We start from the raw sequence: 17,780 nt of genomic DNA, 5'->3' as shown, positions 1-17,780 counted from the left end.
CCGTTCATCGGGCGATCAGCGCCGGAAATTGCGTGAACACCCGGTCGCCGAACCGGTACAAAGATCCGCCGAGTAGCGAGGCGGTGACGAACAGCGTCAGCACGATCGCGAAGAACTTGATCGTGTATTGCAGCGTCTGTTCCTGGATCTGCGTCGCGGCCTGCACCACCGCCACCAGCAGCCCCGCGACCGCCGCGACGACGATCGGCGGCGCCGACAGGATCAGCACCAGCCACAGCGCGTCATAGGTCAGCTGGACGAAATCGGCGTTCATGCGGCTGTTCCCCTCATGCGTAGGACAGCACGAGGCCGTGCGCCAGCTTCACCCACCCGTCGACCAGCACGAACAGCAACAGCTTAAACGGCAACGAGATCGTCGTCGGCGATAGCATCATCATCCCCATCGCCAGCAGGATGTTCGAGATGACGAGGTCGATGACCAGGAACGGCAGGAAGATCAGGAATCCGATCTGGAACGCCGCGCTCAGCTCGCGCACCACGAACGACGGGATCACCACCACGAAGTCGCGGTCGGTCATCTGTTGCGCACGCTGCGGATCGCCGACCCGCTCGGCAGTGCGTAGGAAGAAGCGCCGCTCGCGCGCGTCGGAATGCTTCAGCAGGAAATCACGCAGCGGCTCCTTGGCGGCGGTCGCGGCATTGACCATCGTCGTGGTCGATCCCATCACGCTGCCTTGCTGCGTCTGCATCACCTGATCGGCGACGATCGCGTCCTGCATCCGTTGGCCGACCGGATACATGACGTACAACGTCAGGACCAGCGCGAGGCCGTTGAGCACGATATTAGGCGGCACCTGCTGCAGCCCCAGCGCATTGCGCAACAGGCTGAGCGTCACGACGATCTTGGTGAAGGACGTGACCATCACCGCGAAGAACGGCGCGATCGCCAGCGCGACGACGACGACCAGCGCGGAGCCGGGCGTGAAGGTGGACAGGTCCATGCCTCAGCGATCTCCGTGCCGTGCCGTGACGATCACGCCGAAACCGTCACCGATCGCAACCAGCTCGCCGGTGCCGATCGTCGCGCCGCCGCTCAGGATCCGCACCGCCAACGTCTCGCCGGTGGCGGGCAGCGGCAACACGCTGCCTGCCCCCAGCGTCGCGAGATCGCCCGCAGGCAGCGTGCCGCCGTCGAGCGCGAAGGTCAGGCGGACCGGAATGTCGGTGGGTGCCCCGGTCGGCGCGGCGTCGGGCTCGGTCGTCGGGTCGATCGGAGCCGTGGCGTCTTCCTGCACGATAATCCTTCCCTGTCTGGGGTCGAGGTGCGCGGCGCGGGTCAGCGCGCCACAGCGCAATTGGGTCCGCAACGGCGCGAGGCCGAGCAGCAGCAGATCGCCGGTCGCCAGCGTCGCCGCGCGCGCGGCGGCCAGCGCCGGGCCGGTGATCGTCGCGCGCCACGCGAGCGGCACCGCCGCCAGCGCGGCGGGGTCGAGCGGCGGCGCGGTCAGCGGATCGGGCGCGAGCGGAAGGCCGGGCGGCACCGCCACCAGCAGCCGGATCGTCGTCGCCTCACCGCGCACCGCGTCAAGATGCAGCACGAACCGGTCGTCCGCCGCCGCGTCGGCCACGCCGACCGGCTGGAGCGCGCCGCCGATCACCGCCTCCAGCGCGGCAACCAGCGGCTCGATCGGGTCGAGCAGCGCCGCTGCCGACACCGCATCCTGCAAGGTCGTCGGCGATACAGCCGCGCCGTCGACGATCAGCGGCGCGACCGCCACCTCGCCGGCCGGCGTTGCGAAGCGCAGCCAGCCCGGCGCGCCGTCCCGCTCGTCATCGGTCGCCGCGCGCGCCTCGGTCCGCCACACGCCGACGCGGCGGCGGTTGAGCGATCCCACCAGCCGCAATTGCGTCTCCGCATGATCGGGCGCGATCCGCCGCAGCCGCGCCGCCAGCGCGCCGCTCACGGCGTCACCGTGATGCCGTCGGCCAGCGGCGCAGCGTCGCTGCCCCAGTTGCGGAGCAGGCTCACCGATCCGGCCGACACGCCGATCAGCATCAGCTCGCCCTGCGCCTCGACCAGCAGCAGCCGCTCGCGCTGCCCGATCGGCAACGCGCGGACGAACCTTAGCTGGCGGTCGGCATCGCCGCCGCGCTCAAACCCGCGATCCTGCCAGCGCTTGAGCGTGCGCAGCGTCACGAACGCCAGCCCCAGCACGATCGCCAGCGCGATCACCATTCCCAGCAATCCGGTCAACGCGGTGCCGATCGTCGAATCCATTACGCCACTCCCTCAAGATCGACCGGCTCGGCCACGACACCGTCGTCGCGGGCCTTCTGCGCCCACAGCACGATCTGCGCGATCGCATCGAACATGTCGCGCGGGATCACCGCATCCACTTGACCATCCTCGTAAAGTCCGCGCGCGACGGGAACATGACGGACGATCGGCACCCCGGCCTCGACCGCGGCGGCGCGCATCGCCTGCGCCAGCGGCCCCTCGCCCTTGGCGGTCATCACCGGCACCGGGCAGCGCTCCGCGTCATAGTCCAGCGCGATCGCGATATGCGTCGGGTTCACGACCAGCACACTGGCCCCGCGCGCCGCGCCGATCGCATTCTGGTTCGCCCATTCCTCGTGCAGTTGCCGACGGTTCGACTTGATGAGGGGGTTGCCCTCATTCTCCTTCGATTCCTCGCGGATGTCGCGCAGGCTCATGCGCAGCTTCTTGATGTAGCGGTGCCGCTGCCACGCCATGTCGAGCACAGCGACGAACAGGAACACCCCGAACGTCCACATCAGCGCGTCGCGCACGACCCGGCCGGAGGACATCAGCGCCGCACCCGCCGCCGCGCGCCCGTCGGTCGCGCCCGAGGCGAGCCATGCCGGCCCGGCCCCGCCGAAGATCGCCGGCATCGCGCCCTTGAACACCAGCCACATCACCGCGACGATCAGCAGCGCCTTGGCGAGCGTCTTGAGTAGCTCGCCGAGATTGTCGATGCTGAACATCTTCTTGATGCCCTCGATCGGGTTCAGCTTGTCGAGCCCGGGCTTGACCTTGTCGAGCGTGAAGACACCCCCCGCCTGGAGGAATTCGGACAGGACGCCCGCGATCGCCGGCGGTATCAGCGCCGCCGCGGTGATGAACAGCAACGCCCCGGCCGCGCTCCAGCCGAGATCGACCGCGACCGGCGCGAACGGCCGCCCCGCCGCGACCGCGACGAACGTATCCTCGAACAGCCCCACCAATCGCGTTCCCGCGACGCTGACGCCGAACAGGAACACCAACGCCCAGACGAACAACGTCACCGTTGCGGTCACGTCTTTCGATTTGGCGACGTCGCCCTTCTTCCGGGCATCGGCCAGCCGCTTGGGGGTAGGCTGTTCGGTCTTGTCGCCGCCGTTATTCTGTTCCGCCACGCACCGCTCCGCTCACGACGGCGTCGCCTACCCCGATGAAGGAGCGGACACGCGTCGGCCATCGCCGGCAACGTCGGTCCCCGCCAGCATGACGGAGGTGTCGGTTCGCCGCAGGACCCATTCCACGTGTCGAACTGATGCGAACTTATTAACCCATGATGCGGATGAGTGGCAAATGATGGCAGGATTACGGCAGCTCTAGCCAGTAATCGATTAAACCCGAGCTATTCAGCCGATTATTACGTCAGCGGAACCATGTAAACGGTTCCAACATGGTTAATTTTCATGGACTAACCGTGCCGAACAAACGTTCAGCCGTGCCTTTTTGTAAGAAATGTCCGGTTACGATCCAGTCGTCGGATAGCTACTTATTAAGCCGCAACGACGGTGCCGCAGGACCCCCACGGACGTCGACCTTTCACGAACAGCACACCGGCGATGTCGGTGTTGCGCCAGACGGAGAGGCCGATTGATGGCGATGCGAATGCAAATGTCGACGGGCGCGATGCTGGCTTTCATGCTGGCGGCCCCCCAGCCGGCTATGGCGACTTCCTGTGGAGGCATGGCGCTGGATCCCCGCTTCCGCGAGGCGGTGGCGCTGTGCGGCGACGCCCCCGGCACGCGTGGCGCAGACGCGCCCGCCGCTGCTCTTTCCTCCCCGACGCAGGCGACCGCCGAGCAATCGGCAGCGACGTCAGAATCGATGACGGCGCGCGCGGTTTCGATCGCGATGCCCGGCAACCGCCGCGTCGCATCGATCCGCGCGACCCGCGGCAACGCGCGACGTCCTACCGCCGCCCCTACCCCGCTCGTCGCCGCGATCAGCCGCAAGTACCGGATCAACCCGCACTTGTTCGCCTCGATGATGCGGCAGGAATCGGGCGGCCGCATGGATGCGGTGTCCGGCAAGGGCGCGCTCGGGCTCATGCAGGTGATGCCCGCGACCGCGCGCAGCGTCGGCGTGTCCGATCCGAAGGCGATGCTCACCAACCCGGTGCTCGCGATGTCGGCGGGCGCGGTCTATCTCAAGCAATTGCAGGCCAAGTTCGGCAACGACGTGCCGCTGGTGCTCGCCGCCTATAACGCCGGGCCGGGTGCGGTGATGAAGGCTGGCCGCCGCATCCCGAAATACCGCGAGACGCAAGGCTATGTCGGCGCGATCATGCAGCGCTGGCAGCGCACGCGGCAGGGGCGCTGAGCGATGAGCGTCGAACGCTATTTCCAGTCCGCCGGGCTGGCCCCGCGGCTGTCGCTCTCCGCGCGCTTCTCCGATCTCGGGCTGGTCGCGGTGCTGGTCGCGATCGTCGCGCTGCTGTTCCTGCCGCTGCCGATCGTGATCGTCGACATGCTGGTCGCGATCAACATCACGGTCGGGGTCATGCTGTTGCTGACCACGCTTTACATCCGCGGCCCGCTCGACTTCTCGTCCTTTCCGTCGGTGCTGCTGGTCAGCACGCTCTTCCGGCTCGCGCTGTCGATCACGACGACACGGCTGATCCTCAGCGAAGGGCATGGCGGGCACATCATCCAGACCTTCGGGCAGCTGATGGCGGCGGGCAACGTCGTCGTCGGGCTGGTGATGTTCCTCATCATCACCGTCGTGCAGTTCATCGTCATCGCCAAAGGCGCGGAACGCGTCGCCGAGGTCGCAGCGCGCTTCAGCCTCGATTCGATGCCCGGCAAGCAATTGTCGATCGACAGCGACCTGCGCTCGGGGCTGATCGACAAGGACGAGGCGCGCCGCCGCCGCCGCGTGCTCGAGCTGGAAAGCAAGCTGCACGGCAGCCTCGACGGCGCGATGAAGTTCGTGAAGGGCGATGCGATCGCCTCGATCGTGATCGTCGTGGTCAACCTGATCGGCGGCCTCGCGATCGGCGTCATGCAACAGGGTATGGAAGTGGGGGCGGCCACCCACAAATATTCGATCCTGACGATCGGCGAGGGGCTGGTCGCGCAGATTCCGGCGCTGCTCGGCGCGATGGCGGCGGGGCTGATGGTCACGCGCTCGATCGACGAGGAGCAGGATGCCAACCTCGGCCACGCGATCCAGCGCCAGCTGACCGCGCAGCCGCGCGTGCTGCTGGTGGTCGGCGTGATCGCGCTCGCCTTCGCGATGATCCCCGGCTTCCCGACCGGCACGTTTGTCCTGCTCGGGCTGGTGCTGATGCTGGCGGGGGCGTCGCTCCACCCGCGGCTGCGCCCGCACGTCCTGCGCCACGCCGGTCCGCTCCGGCGCGTGATGTCGCGCGGCCGCGAGGCACCGCGCCCGCTGACGCTCGCTGCCGAGCCTGCCGCACCGCGCCCGGTGCTCCCGCTGCTGCTGCAACTCAGCGGCCCGCGCCCGCCCGCCGACGAGGAGGCCGCGCTCGCCGCAGCGCTGCGCGCGATGCTCGAACAATTGCAGCATCGCTCGGGCGTGCCGCTCCCGCGCGTTGCGATCCATTTCGTCGCGCCGGACGGCCCGCGCGCCTGGCAGTTGCTCGCCTATGAGCTGCCGGTCGGTGAAGGCGCGTGGACCGGCACCGACGACGCGGTCGCGGGCATCGCCGCGCTGATGCGCCGCCATCTGCCGCGCTTCCTCGGCGTGCAGGAGGCGGTGACGCTGCTCAACCGCATCGGCGAGGACTATCCGGAGGTCGTCAAGGAAGCGGTCCGCGCGCTGCCCGCGCCGCGCATCGCCGACGTGCTGCGCCGCCTCGCCGCCGAGGAAGTGTCGCTGCGCAACATGCGCGACGTGCTCGAGGCGCTGACCGAGGCGGCCGCGCAGGAGCGCGACGTGCCGCGGATCGCTGACCTCACCCGCGTTTCGATCAAGCGCTACCTGCTCGAACGCGCGCAGCGTGACGGACAGGTCCATGCGTTGGTCATCGCGCCCGAGCTGGAAACCGCGGTGCGGGACGCGGTGCGGCTGGTCGACGGCGAGGAACGCGTCGCGCTCCCGCCGGAGGTCGCGCGCCGGGTAATCGAGACGATCGTCGCCGCGGTCGAACAGACGCAGGCGAGCGTGATCGTCACCGCCTTCGAGGTGCGCCGCAGCTTGCGTCACCTGCTCGAACCCGAGCTGTTCGAAATGCCGGTGATGGCCTTCAACGAACTGACTTCGAACGCTTCTATCACGATCGTCGGCCAGATCGGCCTGCCGCCGGGCGTCCTGCCCGCGCAGCCCGCGCTCGTCGGCTCGGAAGGATAATAAAGGCATATGTGGATGGGTGTGAAACGATCCGGTGTGACGGCATTAGCGATGGCGCTGGCGGGAACGACGGCGGTCCCCGCGATCGCCGCGGCGCAGTCGCGCGGCGGGACCGCGACGGTGTCGATCACCGCGCGCGATCAACCGGTCGCGGCGTTTCTGCGCGACCTATTCGGGCGCATCGGCCGCCCCGTCATCACCAGCCCGAACCTGACCGGCACCGTCAACGGCGTCTTCTCGGGCCCGGTCGACCGGATCTACCGCGACATCTCGCGCGCCTTCAACCTCGTCAGCTATGACGACGGCGCAGCGCTCTACGTCTACACCACCAACGAACTGGGCGTGCAGACCATTCAGACCGCCGACGGGGCGCGCATCCTCGCCCGTGTCCGCGCATTGCGGCTGCTGAACGACCGTAACACGCTGCGCGCCGCCGCCGACGGCACCTTGGTCGCCAGCGGCACGCCGCGCTTCATCGAACAGGTGACCGCGCTCGCCCGCACGGGCGCGACCGCCACCGCCGCGACAACGCCGGGCGCGCGCCCGCTGCCCGGCTATGGCGGCGCGCTGCCCGCGAATGCGCCGGTCCAGCCGCTCGAATTCCGCGTCTTCTACCTTCGCTATGCACAGGCGCAGGACACGACCGTCTATTCGGGGCAGCAGCAGCTTACCGTCCCCGGCCTGGCGACGATCCTCCAGAACCTGGTGCTCGACCAGCGCCCCGGCGGCAGCGCGTCGCCCAATGCGCCGCAGTTCGGCGCGCGGCTCGTCCGGCAGAGCCAGCCGCGGCTCAAGGGCTTCGGCTTCGATGCGGTGCAACCGAACGGACAGCAGACGCCGCGGCTCGGCCTGCCGCTCGGCGGCGCCTATCCGCAGGGCGACAGCGACGTGCTCGGCGGCCCGGTGGCCGGCGGCGGCGATCTTGTCGCGCCGCTCACGCAGGACGTCGTCCGCATCGAGCCCAGCCCGCAGCTCAACGCGGTGATCGTCCGCGACGTGCCCGAGCGGATGGCCTCCTACGATTCGCTGATCCGCGCGCTCGATGTCGAGCCGCAGGTCGTGGAGGTCGACGCGACGATCATCGACATCGACACCACCAAGCTGCGCAACCTCGGTATCAACTGGCGGTTCGGCTCGGGCGGGTTCGGCGCGCTGTTCGGCAGCGGCGACAGCGACAGCGACGGCCGCCTCAACCGCACCGGTGGCGACCGTCGCGGCAACGTCGACAACATCACCCCCTCCGCGCAGGGCGGCGTGATCTCGGCGATCATCGGCAATAGCCGCGAGTTCATCGGCCGGCTGCAGGCGCTGGAGCGCAAGAACGTCGCCCGCGTCGTCGCGCGGCCGCAGGTGATGACGCTGTCGAACGTCGAGGCATTGTTCGACCGCACCCGCACCTTTTACGTCCGCGTCGCCGGGCGGCAGGAGGTCGACCTGTTCAACGTCACCGCCGGCACGGTCATGCGCGTGACCCCCAACGTCTTCCGCGACCACGACCAGACCCGCATCCGCGTTCGGGTCGCGATCGAGGACGGCGCGATCACCTCCGACCGTGTCGACGGGCTGCCGGTGGTCGACCGCGCCAGCGTCACCAACCAGACGATGGTGCAGGACGGCCAGAGCCTGTTACTCGGCGGGATGACCGTCGATCAGGACAGCGACGTCGAATACAAGATCCCGCTGCTCGGCGACATTCCGATCCTCGGCAATTTGTTCAAGTCGCGCTCGCGCTCGCGCGGGCGGATCGAGCGGCTGTTCCTGATCTCGCCGCGCGTCGTCGACGTCGGCACCAACGCCAGCACCGCGACGATGACCGTTCCCGCCCAACCGGTCCGCCCCGTCGCTTCCGCGCCGCTGGTCCCCGGCACGCGCGCCGCGACGCCGCCGGCTGCGAGTACGAGCCGACCATGACCGACACCGCCGTCCTGCGCGTCCTCACCGGACGCCTGTCCGGAACCGAGAAGCGGCTGCCTCCGCGCGGGCGCGTCTCGATCGGGCACGAATTCTGGCAGGACGTGGTGATCCGCGATCCCGCCACCAAAGGTGTCGCGGTCGAGCTGGAGCGCGACGGCGAGGCCGCGCAGCTGACCGTGCTCAGCGGCAGCGCGACGCTGCTCGGCTCGCCGGTCGAGGCCGGCGGCACCTCGTTGCTGCCGCCGTACGTCCCCTTCGCGATCGGCGGGGTCGCGCTCGCCTGGGGTGAGCCGGACAGCGAACGCTGGGCCGAGGCGGGGCAGCTCGCCGACACCCAGCCCGCGCCTCCCGAACTGCCCGAGCCGGTCGCCGATCGCGCGCTCGCCGCGCTGGGCGATGCACGGACGCAGCTCGGCCGGATCGGCGGCAACCGCCGCGTCGTCACGATCGCGGGCATCGCGCTCGCGGTGCTGCTGCTCGTACTGGTGATGCCGACCGCGGTCGCCGGGCTCGGGCTGTTCGGCACCAACGAAAGCCGCGCCGAACGCGCGCTGGCGCAGGCCGGGCTGACGCAATTGCGCGTCGCCGCGCGCCCGGACGGCGATGGCGTGCTGGTCGAGGGGTTCGTCACCAGCGCCGCCGCGCGCGATAAGGCCGAGCAGGCGCTCGCCGCGCACGACATCCCCGCCGAGCTGCGCATCCGCACCACCGCCGATCTCGCCGCCGCCTCCGCGGACGTCGCACGGTTACAGAACATCCGCGCCGCCGCGCGCCCGCTGGGCCTGCGCGTCGTCGAGCTTCGCACCGTGCCCGTCACCGAGGCGCAGCGCACGCGGCTGATCACGGCGATCCGCAGCGACGTGCCCGGCATCCGCCAGCTGCGCGTCCGCGGCGACCTGCCGCCCGACGAGGAGGTTGCGGTGCGCAGCGTGTCGGACGCCACCAAGAAGGTCTCGACCGTCGTCGCAGGCGACCCGTCGTACATCCAGACCGTCGACGGGGCGCGCTATTTCAGCGGCGCGCTGCTGCCCAGCGGGCATCGGCTGGTCGCGATCCAGGGTAACATGGTCGTCCTCGACAAGGGCGGCCGACAGACACGCGTAACTTTTTGATTGTGAAGCAAGAAGGAGCAAGGTGATGAGCGATATGACCGTTACGACCGGCCTCACCACGATGGCCACCGCCCCGCTGAACAACCAGCGCCCGCACGGCACCTCGGGTAGTTGGTTCGAGGCATTGTCGGACGCCTGGGGCGCAACGCTCGACCGCCAGGCCGGCAAGCTCGACACGCTGTCGCAGCAGCTCGGCGCGGGCGGGCAGGACAACCCCTCGCAGATCACCGAACTGACCGCCGAGGCGATGCGCATGTCGTTCCTGTCGAACAGCTCGTCCAGCTCGCTCGACAGCGTCGGCAAGGCGCTCGAGACGATGGCGCGCAAGGGCTAAGACGGGAGAGCCGCAATGACGATCGATCCGATCGCGGCGGGCGGCATGGGCGTGTCGGTCGACACGCCCGGCGTCAGCCAGATGGGGCCGGGCGCAAGCCTGGCCGATATGACCGGCTTTCAGGGCGCGCTCGGCGCCGCGGGCGTCCAACCGGCGATGTCGGTCGGCAGCCCGGACGCGCTCGCCCCGGCGATGAAGGCGATGCTGGGGCAGATCGAGAAGGTGAACGGCGAGGCGAAGTCGGTCGGCGAGATCGCGCGCGCCGCGCAGGCGGGTGGCGCGGACATGACGCCGGGCGAGGTCGTCAACCTGACGATGAAATGCCACGAATTCATGTTCCACTGCCAATTGTCGTCCTCGATCGCGAACCGCACGTCGGACGGCATCCAGCAGCTGTTCCGCCAGCAATCGTGACCCGGGAATTATGATGATGCGCGCCCCCCCGCTCGCCGCGATCGGCGCCTTGCTGCTGCTTGCGGCGTGCGGGCGTGCGGAGCTGTATTCCAAGCTTACCGAGCCGCAGGCCAATGAGATGGTCGCGGTGCTGCAAAGCGCCGGGATCACCGCCGACAAGGAAGAGGCCGGCGAGAACCAGTGGAAGATCTCGACCGCGAAAGGCGATTTCCCGCGCGCGATCGAGCTGCTCCATGCGCAGGGCTATCCGCGTGAGGAATTCCAGTCGCTCGGCACGCTCTTCCCCAAGAAGGGCGTGCTGTCTTCGCCGACCGAGGAGCGCGCCCGGCTGACCTTCGGGATGCAGCAGGAACTCCAGCAGACGATCACCCAGATCGACGGCGTGGTCGCCGCCCGCGTCCACCTTGCGCTGCCCGAGGCGCAACCGCTGGCAGAGACGCCGCCGCCCGCCTCGGCGTCGGTGTTCGTCAAATACCGCTCCGGCACCGCGATCGATCAGCAGATCGGGAAGATCAAGGCGCTGGTCGTCAATGCGGTCGAGGGACTGAAGTACGAGCGCGTCACGGTCGAGACCTTCCCCGCCGAACCGATGCGGCTGGTCGCGCCGCAGCGGGCCGAGAGCGGCGTGTCCGCGACGGTGATCGGCGGGATCGTCGCGCTGCTCCTGCTCGTCGCCGCGTTGCTCGGCTATCCGGCGTTCCGGCGCTGGAACCAGCGGCGGCGCGCGATCGTGCCGCAGGTGCGGCCATGAGCGCGTCCGCCCGCGCCGCGCTCGCCGCGCTCGGCCGTGACCTCGGCGGCGTCGCGGCCCCGCGCAAGCGTGCGCTCACCGAGCCCAATGCCCCCGCGGTCCGGTGGGAGGAACTCGCGTTGGTCCCCGACTGGCTGCGCCGGGACGAGGGCACGCGTGACACGCTCGCGCGCCGCGTCGCTGCTTTGGCGCTCGCCGACGAACTCGCGCGCTCGATCGACGGCGCGTGGCTCGGCACGCTCGCCGAGGTGGCGGGCAGCGCCGCGATCGATCATGCCATCGCGCACGCCGATACCGGGCTGCCGCAATGCGCCTGGGTCGAGGCGGAGGCGCTCGCCCCACTCGGCCACGCAATTCTGCGCCGCGCGCTCCCGCTCGGGCTGCGCAGCATCCTGCCCCCCGCCCCCGATTTCCCGCTCGCGCTCACCGCCTCCGAGGCGCGCGCGCTGGTGGCCGCGGCATGAGCTACACGATTCTTGCCGTCGATCGCTTCGCGACGCTGCTCGCCGACGATCCGCTCGTCCGCGCCGGCGACATCGCACCGTTGCGCGATGCGCTCGCGCTGCTCGCCCACGCGCGTGACCTGCACGACACCCGCGCCGCCGCGGTCGACGCCGCCACCGCGCAGGGCCATGCCGAGGGCCACGCCGCCGGCTATCGCGACGGCCGTGCGGCAGGCGAAGCCGCCGGCGCGGCATTGCTCGCCGAGATCGCCGCACGCGATCAGGCACGCGACGCCGGTCGCGCGCAAGAGATCGCACGGCTCGCGCTCGAGGTCGTCCGCCGCATCGCGGGCGAGATCGGCCCCGCCCACACCGTCGCCGCGCTCGCCGCCCGCGCCGCCGAGGCGGTCGCCGCCCCTGCCGAGACCACAATTCGCATCGCACCCCCCGCCGTCGCTGCGACCGAAGCGCGGCTCGCGCACGCCGCAGGATTGCGGGTCGTCACCGACACCACGCTCGACGCGACCGAGTGCGTGATCGAAACCCCGCTCGGCCGCGCGCGCGCCGGGCTCGACGTGCAACTCGCGCAGATTGCCGCCGCCTGGGGATTGCAGAACGGGGCCGGCGATGCTGCGTGACGATGCCGCGCTGGTCGACCGGCTGATCGCCGGGCTGGACGGCGCACGGACGCTCGACCGGCGCGGACGGATCGTCGAGATCCTTGGCACCACGCTCAAGGTCACTGGGATCGCCGCGCGGATCGGCGAAGCGTGTGAGGTGGTCGAACCCGGCACCGGCCATGTCGTGCCCGTCGAGGTCGTCGGGATCGCCGGCAACGCCACCGTGCTCACCCCGCTGGGCGACGTTCGCGGGCTGTCGGTCGATGCCGAGGTGATCGTGCGCAGCGGCGACGATCGGGTGGCTTATGGCGACGCGCTGCTCGGCCGCGTGCTCGACGCGCGCGGCACCCCGATCGACGATCACGGCCCACTGCCCGCCGGCCTGCCGCGTCGCGCGCTCCACGCCCCCGCCCCCAATCCGATGCGCCGCCGGCTGATCGATGCGACGCTCCCGACCGGCGTGCGCGCGATCGACACCTTGCTCACGCTCGGCCGCGGGCAGCGCATGGGCGTGTTCGCCGCGGCGGGCGGCGGCAAGTCGACGCTGCTCGGCTCGATCGCGCGCTTCGCCGCCGCCGACGTCATCGTCATCGCGCTGATCGGCGAGCGTGGACGCGAGGTCCGCGAGTTCATCGAGGATGCGCTGGGGCCGGACGGGCTGGCGCGCGCGGTGATCGTCTGCGCCACCTCCGATCGCGCCGCGATGGAGCGCGTGCGCGCCGCCTATCAGGCGACCGCGATCGCTGAGGGGTTTCGCGAACAGGGCCGCGACGTCCTGCTGCTGATGGACTCGGTTACCCGCTTCGCGCGCGCCTTGCGCGAGATCGGGCTGGCGGCGGGCGAGCCGGCGGTGCGCCGCGGCTTCCCGCCCTCGGTCTTCGCCGAGCTGCCGCGGCTGTTCGAGCGCGCCGGCACCGACGAGACCGGCTCGATCACCGCGATCTACACCGTGCTGCTCGAGGATGAGGACGAGGGCGATCCGGTCGGCGAGGAAGTGCGCTCGATTCTCGACGGCCACATCCTGCTGTCGCGCAAGCTGGGCGCGGCGGGCCATTATCCCGCGATCGACGTGCTCGGCAGCCTCTCCCGCCTCTTCCCGCGGCTGGCCACCCCCGATCACCGCGCCGCCGCCACGCGCGTCCGCGCCTTGCTCGCGAAACATGCCGAGATCGAATTCCTCGTGCAGGTCGGCGAATACAAGCCCGGCACCGACCCGCTCGCCGATCAGGCGATCGCGGCACGGCCGGAGATCGACGCGCTGCTCCGCCAGCCCCCGAACCGCAACGAGCCGCTCGACACCAGCCTGTTCCGCCTGCGGGCGATCGGCGGATGAGCCGCGCGAGCGATGCGCGTCGTCAGGCGACTCAGCTGCTGCGGCTGCGGCAGGTCCGCCTACAGGCCGCCGCCCGCGCGCTGGCCGAGGCGCGCGCGCAAGCCGACGCGGCACAGGACGCCGCGCGCCGCGCCGCCGACGCTGCCGCCACCGCCGCGCAGGCGCAGGCCGAGGCGCACGCGGCGCTCGCCGCCGATCCGGCCGAGGCCGAACGCCGGCTGGCGGTGCTCGACGCGGCGCTCTTTCGCCGCTCGGTCGCCGATCAAACTCGAAACGATGCCGACGCGGCCCGCCAAGCCGCCGAAGCGCAAGAACAGGCGCGCCGACGTGCCGCGATCGTCGCCCGCGCACGCCACGACCTGCTGGCCGAGCGCACCGCAACGCTCCGCCGCCGTGCGCATCTACGCAGCGACGAGCGCCAGCAACGCGACAGCGAGGATACCAGGAGGTTTAAATGACCAGCGTCTCCGCGACCCGCAGCACCCCGACCCGCGCCGCAGAGCCGCAACAGCGTCCCGGACAGGAACCGCGCGCCGACGACGTGCGCGCAATGGGTGACGCGTTCGCCCGTGCGCGCGCGAAGATGCAACCGGACGGCACCGCACCGCGCCCTGCGCCGGCGAAAACCGGCACCGGCAAGGACGCCCCGCGCACCCCCACCGGCACCGCGACCGGCGAAACCCGCGAGCGCACCGCCGCGCTGCCCACCGACGATCGCCACGCCGTCCACCGCGAGGAGGAACGCGATACCGGCGGCCAGTCGGGCGGCCAATCCTTTTCCGGGCAGCTCGCCGCGCCGGTCGTCGGGATACCCACGATGCCCGCCCCGCATGTCGATCCCAGCGCCTTCGCGCAGATGCTTGCGGACCTGTGGACGCGCGAGAACGGCAAGGGCGCGCGCGAAGTCTCGGTTCGCTTCGGGAAAGACGCCTGGCCGGCGACCGGCGCGCGACTCGTCCGCAACGCCGCAGGAACGCTCGACATTTCGTTGGAGGTAGCAAACGGCTCGGCCGACTACGCCGATCGCCTCCCAGGCCTCGCGCGCCATCTGCACGACGCCGGCATCGGCGTCGGCGCGCTCGCGGTGGCGGACTGAACCTAACCGTTTCGATTAGAGCCAACCTCGCCGCCGAACCCTATCGTCGCCCCCACGATCAGGGAGGTGACAATGCAGATCGGCCAGGCCAACGCGCTAAGTTCCACATCCCGCGCGACCACGCCGCTCCCATCGCTCCCGCTTCCGCCGACGACGCTCGGGACGATCGCACCGCTGGCAACCACCGCGGCCCGGATGCTCGCCAGCCCCGCCGCGCCCTCGTCACAGGATCCCGCCGAACTCCGCGCGCACGCCTTGCTCGCGCAGGACGTCTACAACGACACCGCCGCCCCGCCCGCCGGCTATCGCGTGGCCAGCGAAGCGGAACTGCGCGAGCTGAACCTCGATCCCTCGGTGCTGCAAGCCGGCGATTTCCGCGCCCGCGTCTATGCCGAGGGCAGCGGCGACGATACGCGCTACGTGATCGCGATGCGCGGGACACGCTTCGAAAGCCTCGCCGACTGGACGACCAATGCGCAACAGGCATTCGGTGCCGAATCCGCGCATTATCGCGCCGCGCTGTTGATCGGTGAGCGTATCGGGCGTTCCGAACTGGCGGATCAGGTGTCGTTCACCGGGCACTCGCTCGGTGGCGGGCTCGCCTCGGCCGCGGCGATCGCCGGCGGGCGACCCGCCGACACGTTCAACGCGTCGGGCCTTCACGACGCCACGATCGCGCAGGCCGATGCGATCCGCGCCACCAACGGCACGGCCACGCCGGCGTCGGTGCAGGCGTGGTATGTCGACGGCGAGATCCTGTCGGGCATCCAGGACGGCGGCGACCGCGTGATCGGCGGCGTGCTGGGCGGCATCCTGACCGGCGGGCCGGGCGGCGCGGCGGCGGGCGCGGTGTTGTTGGACCTGCCCGAAGCCTATGGTACGCGGCATGAGATGGAGGCCGTCGCGCCGGAGGGGTTGAATTGGTTCGAACGCAATCTCAGCCCGATGCTGCCGATCGACCGGCACAGCATGGATTGGGTGCTGTCGAGCCTGCCACGCTGACGCGCTGGCTGACCCTTGCCACGGCGCTGGCTATCGTGGTGCCGGCGACGGCCTGTTCGCGCCCCGCCCCCGCGGCGGCGCAGGGATGCAAGGGACGCGGCGCGACGATGAAGTTCGACGAACGACTGATCCTCAAGGCGGTCACCAACGGCCAGTCGGGGCGCGACATCGCCGCCGCGGTGTTCGCGGGCGATGTCGCCAGGGTCCGCGCGCTGGTGCAGGCCGACCCTGCCGTGCTCACCACCCACGTCCCGCCTGCCCGCTACCCCGATTTCCGGCCCGACGGCCAGGCCGGCGACCTGCTGTCGTTCGCCGTCGCGCGCTGTGACCCGGCGATGCGCGACGCGCTGCTCCAGCTTGGCGCGAAACCCGATGGCGCCATCCCCGGCCTGCCGCTCGACACCGCGATCGACGCGCATGATCTGGACGCGATGCGCGCTCTGCTCGCCGCCGGTGCCAGCCCCGATCCGCAGGGCGAGGATGTGGTCTGGCCGCTGCGCACCGCCGCGCGCGTTGCCGATCCCGCCGCCGCCAGGCTGCTGATCGCGCACAAGGCGAAGCTCGACCGGATCGACCCCACCGGTAGCGGCCCGTTGCAGGACGCGGTCGACATGGACTCGATGCAGGTCGCCGAGGTGCTGATCGAAGCGGGCGCGAACCCGTGGGCGGTCGGCGCGGGCGGCGCGCTGCCCGCCTACGGCATCGCGCAACCGCTGAAGCTGTCGTCCCCCGACGAGGAGGCCGCACGGCAGCGGCTCGAGGCGAAATTGCGCGCAAGCGGTGCCCCGTGGCCCCCGCCCGCCCCCGCCGACGTGAAGGCGGCGATCCGCGAACAGCGCTGGCCCCCCGCCGCGCTTGCCAAGGCCGGCGCGACACCGCCGCCGCGCGCCGTGGTGGAAACGCTGACCAAGCCGTCGCGCTAGGACGAAGGGCGTCCCGCCGCGACCGGCTTCAATCCGCGAACAGCCACGCTCGTGCCTCCTCGACGCTCTCGAACAGCGCGCAGCGTTCGTCGGCGATCCTCTTCGCCTGCATGCGGTGCAGCGCGCCCGAGAACACCAGCGCGATCCGCTTCGACGGCGAATCCGGGCGCACCATTTTCGCGAACTCGGCAGCGACGGTCTGCGGCACGACGTTCTTGCGCTTCATGTCGATCAACGTGCGCAACTGACCGTGGCGTGTCCCCTCGGTCACCATCCGCCGCAGCGTCGCCCCGACCTCCGCGGCGAAGCGCGCGGTGATCTCCGCATCCCAGTCGCCGGTCAGCGTCAGCTTCAGGAATTCTCCCGGCGCGTCGGCTTCGATATGGAACGTGGGTGGTGCCATGCCGCCCGATTACACGATAGTGCTTTCATAATAGTTTCAAGAACAAATAGGATAATTGCTCCATGATCCTGCGCAGCGATGAAACCGTCGACGTCGACGTGCCGGGCAGCGGGACGATGCGGATGCACCTCTTCCGTCCGATTGCCGAGGGGCGTTTCCCGGGGGTGCTGCTCTATTCGGAAATCTATCAGGTTACCGCGCCGATCCGGCGACTGGCGGCGATGCTGGCCGGCAACGGCTATGTCGTCGCCGTCCCCGAGGTCTACCATGAATATGAGCCCGCCGGCACGGTGCTTGCCTATGATACCACGGGGACCGAACGCGGCAACGCGCTGAAGATCACCAAGCCGGTCGCGTCCTTCGACGCCGACGCCACCGCCGCGATCGGCGCGCTGGCGGCGCATCCCGCGTGCACAGGCAGGCTGGCGACGTTCGGCGTCTGTCTGGGCGGGCATCTCGCGTGCCGCGCCGCGCTCGACCCGCGCGTCGCGGCTTCGGCGTGCTTCTACCCGACCGACATCCACTCGGGCACGCTCGGCGAAGGCCGCAGCGACGACACCCTCTCACGACTGGCGGAGCTGAAGGCCGAACTGATGCTCGTCTGGGGCCGGCAGGACCCACACGTCCCGCTCGACGGCCGCGCGGCGATCCGCGCGCGGCTGGAGGCGGTCGGTGCGTCCTACGAATGGCACGAATGGAACGCGCAGCACGCCTTCCTGCGCGACGAAGGCCCGCGCTACGACCCCGCGCTGTTCCTGCAGGCGATGCAGCAGACGCTCGCCTTCTTCCGCCGCACGATCGGGTAAGACACCCAGTTGCGAACCTCCCCGCGTCATTGCGAGCGCAGCGAAGCAATCCAGGGCCGGA

21 protein-coding genes are annotated in these 17,780 nt (G+C 70.3%); 15 read left to right on the top strand and 6 right to left on the bottom strand.

Translation table 11 applies throughout. The features are described 5' to 3' along the window. Positions 1-4: 4 nt before the first annotated feature. Genes sctS through AADI75_RS01975 form a run of 5 tightly spaced genes read right to left on the bottom strand, consistent with a single transcriptional unit; the run spans position 5 to position 3,378 of the window. A complete protein-coding gene (gene sctS, locus AADI75_RS01995) occupies positions 5-274 on the bottom strand; it encodes a type III secretion system export apparatus subunit SctS (RefSeq protein ID WP_341207382.1) in 270 nt (89 codons plus the stop codon). Between the two features lie 13 nt (positions 275-287). Then, positions 288-962: a type III secretion system export apparatus subunit SctR gene (sctR, locus tag AADI75_RS01990; protein WP_341207381.1), complete on the bottom strand. Its 675-nt coding sequence runs from the start codon at positions 960-962 to the stop codon at positions 288-290. A 3-nt stretch (positions 963-965) separates the two neighbouring features. Beyond that, positions 966-1,925: a FliM/FliN family flagellar motor switch protein gene (locus AADI75_RS01985; protein ID WP_341207380.1), complete on the bottom strand. Its 960-nt coding sequence runs from the start codon at positions 1,923-1,925 to the stop codon at positions 966-968. Further along, complete coding sequence (locus tag AADI75_RS01980) at positions 1,922-2,239, bottom strand: flagellar biosynthetic protein FliO (protein ID WP_341207379.1); 318 nt, start codon at positions 2,237-2,239, stop codon at positions 1,922-1,924. The genes AADI75_RS01985 and AADI75_RS01980 overlap by 4 nt, the downstream gene beginning before the upstream one ends. Then, the gene (locus AADI75_RS01975; protein WP_341207378.1) at positions 2,239-3,378 is read right to left on the bottom strand and encodes an EscU/YscU/HrcU family type III secretion system export apparatus switch protein; all 1,140 of its coding nucleotides are present in this window, start codon (positions 3,376-3,378) and stop codon (positions 2,239-2,241) included. The genes AADI75_RS01980 and AADI75_RS01975 overlap by 1 nt, the downstream gene beginning before the upstream one ends. Before the next feature lie 562 nt (positions 3,379-3,940). Between AADI75_RS01975 and AADI75_RS01970 the strand changes: the two genes are divergently transcribed. From AADI75_RS01970 to AADI75_RS01905, 14 genes are all read left to right on the top strand, one after another. After that, entirely contained in the window at positions 3,941-4,576 is a 636-nt protein-coding gene (locus AADI75_RS01970) for a lytic transglycosylase domain-containing protein (protein WP_341207377.1), read from the top strand. 3 nt (positions 4,577-4,579) lie between these two features. Beyond that, entirely contained in the window at positions 4,580-6,568 is a 1,989-nt protein-coding gene (locus AADI75_RS01965; RefSeq protein ID WP_341207376.1) for a flagellar biosynthesis protein FlhA, read from the top strand. Positions 6,569-6,604: 36 nt separating this feature from the next. Continuing rightward, complete coding sequence (gene sctC / locus AADI75_RS01960; RefSeq protein ID WP_341207375.1) at positions 6,605-8,479, top strand: type III secretion system outer membrane ring subunit SctC; 1,875 nt, start codon at positions 6,605-6,607, stop codon at positions 8,477-8,479. Further along, the gene (locus AADI75_RS01955; protein WP_341207374.1) at positions 8,476-9,594 is read left to right on the top strand and encodes a hypothetical protein; all 1,119 of its coding nucleotides are present in this window, start codon (positions 8,476-8,478) and stop codon (positions 9,592-9,594) included. The genes sctC and AADI75_RS01955 overlap by 4 nt, the downstream gene beginning before the upstream one ends. A gap of 25 nt (positions 9,595-9,619) precedes the next feature. Then, positions 9,620-9,928, top strand: a complete 309-nt coding sequence (locus AADI75_RS01950; protein ID WP_310098226.1) for a hypothetical protein — start codon at positions 9,620-9,622, stop codon at positions 9,926-9,928. 15 nt (positions 9,929-9,943) lie between these two features. Beyond that, the gene (locus tag AADI75_RS01945) at positions 9,944-10,342 is read left to right on the top strand and encodes a hypothetical protein (protein WP_037488476.1); all 399 of its coding nucleotides are present in this window, start codon (positions 9,944-9,946) and stop codon (positions 10,340-10,342) included. A 13-nt stretch (positions 10,343-10,355) separates the two neighbouring features. After that, positions 10,356-11,093, top strand: coding sequence for a type III secretion inner membrane ring lipoprotein SctJ (sctJ, locus tag AADI75_RS01940; protein ID WP_341207373.1), 738 nt, complete (start codon positions 10,356-10,358; stop codon positions 11,091-11,093). Beyond that, complete coding sequence (locus tag AADI75_RS01935) at positions 11,090-11,557, top strand: hypothetical protein (RefSeq protein WP_341207372.1); 468 nt, start codon at positions 11,090-11,092, stop codon at positions 11,555-11,557. The genes sctJ and AADI75_RS01935 overlap by 4 nt, the downstream gene beginning before the upstream one ends. Further along, a complete protein-coding gene (locus AADI75_RS01930) occupies positions 11,554-12,174 on the top strand; it encodes a hypothetical protein (RefSeq protein WP_341207371.1) in 621 nt (206 codons plus the stop codon). Before AADI75_RS01935 ends, AADI75_RS01930 begins: the two co-directional genes overlap by 4 nt. Continuing rightward, on the top strand, positions 12,164-13,489 hold the full coding sequence (locus tag AADI75_RS01925; protein WP_341207370.1) for a FliI/YscN family ATPase: 1,326 nt from the start codon (positions 12,164-12,166) through the stop codon (positions 13,487-13,489). The genes AADI75_RS01930 and AADI75_RS01925 overlap by 11 nt, the downstream gene beginning before the upstream one ends. Next, positions 13,486-13,947 carry a hypothetical protein gene (locus tag AADI75_RS01920; protein WP_341207369.1) on the top strand — a complete coding sequence of 154 codons (462 nt, stop codon included), beginning with the start codon at positions 13,486-13,488 and terminating at the stop codon, positions 13,945-13,947. The genes AADI75_RS01925 and AADI75_RS01920 overlap by 4 nt, the downstream gene beginning before the upstream one ends. After that, positions 13,944-14,585: a hypothetical protein gene (locus AADI75_RS01915; RefSeq protein WP_341207368.1), complete on the top strand. Its 642-nt coding sequence runs from the start codon at positions 13,944-13,946 to the stop codon at positions 14,583-14,585. Before AADI75_RS01920 ends, AADI75_RS01915 begins: the two co-directional genes overlap by 4 nt. A gap of 72 nt (positions 14,586-14,657) precedes the next feature. Then, complete coding sequence (locus tag AADI75_RS01910; protein ID WP_341207367.1) at positions 14,658-15,587, top strand: Mbeg1-like protein; 930 nt, start codon at positions 14,658-14,660, stop codon at positions 15,585-15,587. After that, a complete protein-coding gene (locus AADI75_RS01905) occupies positions 15,560-16,510 on the top strand; it encodes a hypothetical protein (RefSeq protein ID WP_341207366.1) in 951 nt (316 codons plus the stop codon). Before AADI75_RS01910 ends, AADI75_RS01905 begins: the two co-directional genes overlap by 28 nt. Positions 16,511-16,538: 28 nt before the next feature. Here AADI75_RS01905 and AADI75_RS01900 read toward each other — a convergent pair whose 3' ends face one another. Beyond that, positions 16,539-16,913 (bottom strand): hypothetical protein, encoded by a 375-nt coding sequence (locus AADI75_RS01900; RefSeq protein WP_341207365.1) that lies wholly within the window; start codon positions 16,911-16,913, stop codon positions 16,539-16,541. 62 nt (positions 16,914-16,975) lie between these two features. Between AADI75_RS01900 and AADI75_RS01895 the strand changes: the two genes are divergently transcribed. Next, positions 16,976-17,719, top strand: coding sequence for a dienelactone hydrolase family protein (locus AADI75_RS01895; protein WP_341207364.1), 744 nt, complete (start codon positions 16,976-16,978; stop codon positions 17,717-17,719). The last annotated feature ends 61 nt before the right edge of the window (positions 17,720-17,780 follow it).

The organism is uncultured Sphingomonas sp., from assembly GCF_964021865.1.
Lineage (GTDB): Bacteria > Pseudomonadota > Alphaproteobacteria > Sphingomonadales > Sphingomonadaceae > Sphingomonas.
This window is presented reverse-complemented; position numbering and strand designations above follow the sequence as displayed.

Bases quoted from the DNA above. Each gene is read 5' to 3' on its own strand.
- sctS (WP_341207382.1), bottom strand. From the start codon at position 274: ATGAACGCCGATTTCGTCCAGCTGACCTATGACGCGCTGTGGCTGGTG.
- sctR (WP_341207381.1), bottom strand. From the start codon at position 962: ATGGACCTGTCCACCTTCACGCCCGGCTCCGCGCTGGTCGTCGTCGTC.
- AADI75_RS01980 (WP_341207379.1), bottom strand. From the start codon at position 2,239: ATGGATTCGACGATCGGCACCGCGTTGACCGGATTGCTGGGAATGGTG.
- AADI75_RS01970 (WP_341207377.1), top strand. From the start codon at position 3,941: ATGGCGCTGGATCCCCGCTTCCGCGAGGCGGTGGCGCTGTGCGGCGAC.
- AADI75_RS01965 (WP_341207376.1), top strand. From the start codon at position 4,580: ATGAGCGTCGAACGCTATTTCCAGTCCGCCGGGCTGGCCCCGCGGCTG.
- AADI75_RS01955 (WP_341207374.1), top strand. From the start codon at position 8,476: ATGACCGACACCGCCGTCCTGCGCGTCCTCACCGGACGCCTGTCCGGA.
- AADI75_RS01950 (WP_310098226.1), top strand. From the start codon at position 9,620: ATGAGCGATATGACCGTTACGACCGGCCTCACCACGATGGCCACCGCC.
- AADI75_RS01945 (WP_037488476.1), top strand. From the start codon at position 9,944: ATGACGATCGATCCGATCGCGGCGGGCGGCATGGGCGTGTCGGTCGAC.
- sctJ (WP_341207373.1), top strand. From the start codon at position 10,356: ATGATGCGCGCCCCCCCGCTCGCCGCGATCGGCGCCTTGCTGCTGCTT.
- AADI75_RS01935 (WP_341207372.1), top strand. From the start codon at position 11,090: ATGAGCGCGTCCGCCCGCGCCGCGCTCGCCGCGCTCGGCCGTGACCTC.
- AADI75_RS01930 (WP_341207371.1), top strand. From the start codon at position 11,554: ATGAGCTACACGATTCTTGCCGTCGATCGCTTCGCGACGCTGCTCGCC.
- AADI75_RS01925 (WP_341207370.1), top strand. From the start codon at position 12,164: ATGCTGCGTGACGATGCCGCGCTGGTCGACCGGCTGATCGCCGGGCTG.
- AADI75_RS01920 (WP_341207369.1), top strand. From the start codon at position 13,486: ATGAGCCGCGCGAGCGATGCGCGTCGTCAGGCGACTCAGCTGCTGCGG.
- AADI75_RS01915 (WP_341207368.1), top strand. From the start codon at position 13,944: ATGACCAGCGTCTCCGCGACCCGCAGCACCCCGACCCGCGCCGCAGAG.
- AADI75_RS01910 (WP_341207367.1), top strand. From the start codon at position 14,658: ATGCAGATCGGCCAGGCCAACGCGCTAAGTTCCACATCCCGCGCGACC.
- AADI75_RS01900 (WP_341207365.1), bottom strand. From the start codon at position 16,913: ATGGCACCACCCACGTTCCATATCGAAGCCGACGCGCCGGGAGAATTC.
- AADI75_RS01895 (WP_341207364.1), top strand. From the start codon at position 16,976: ATGATCCTGCGCAGCGATGAAACCGTCGACGTCGACGTGCCGGGCAGC.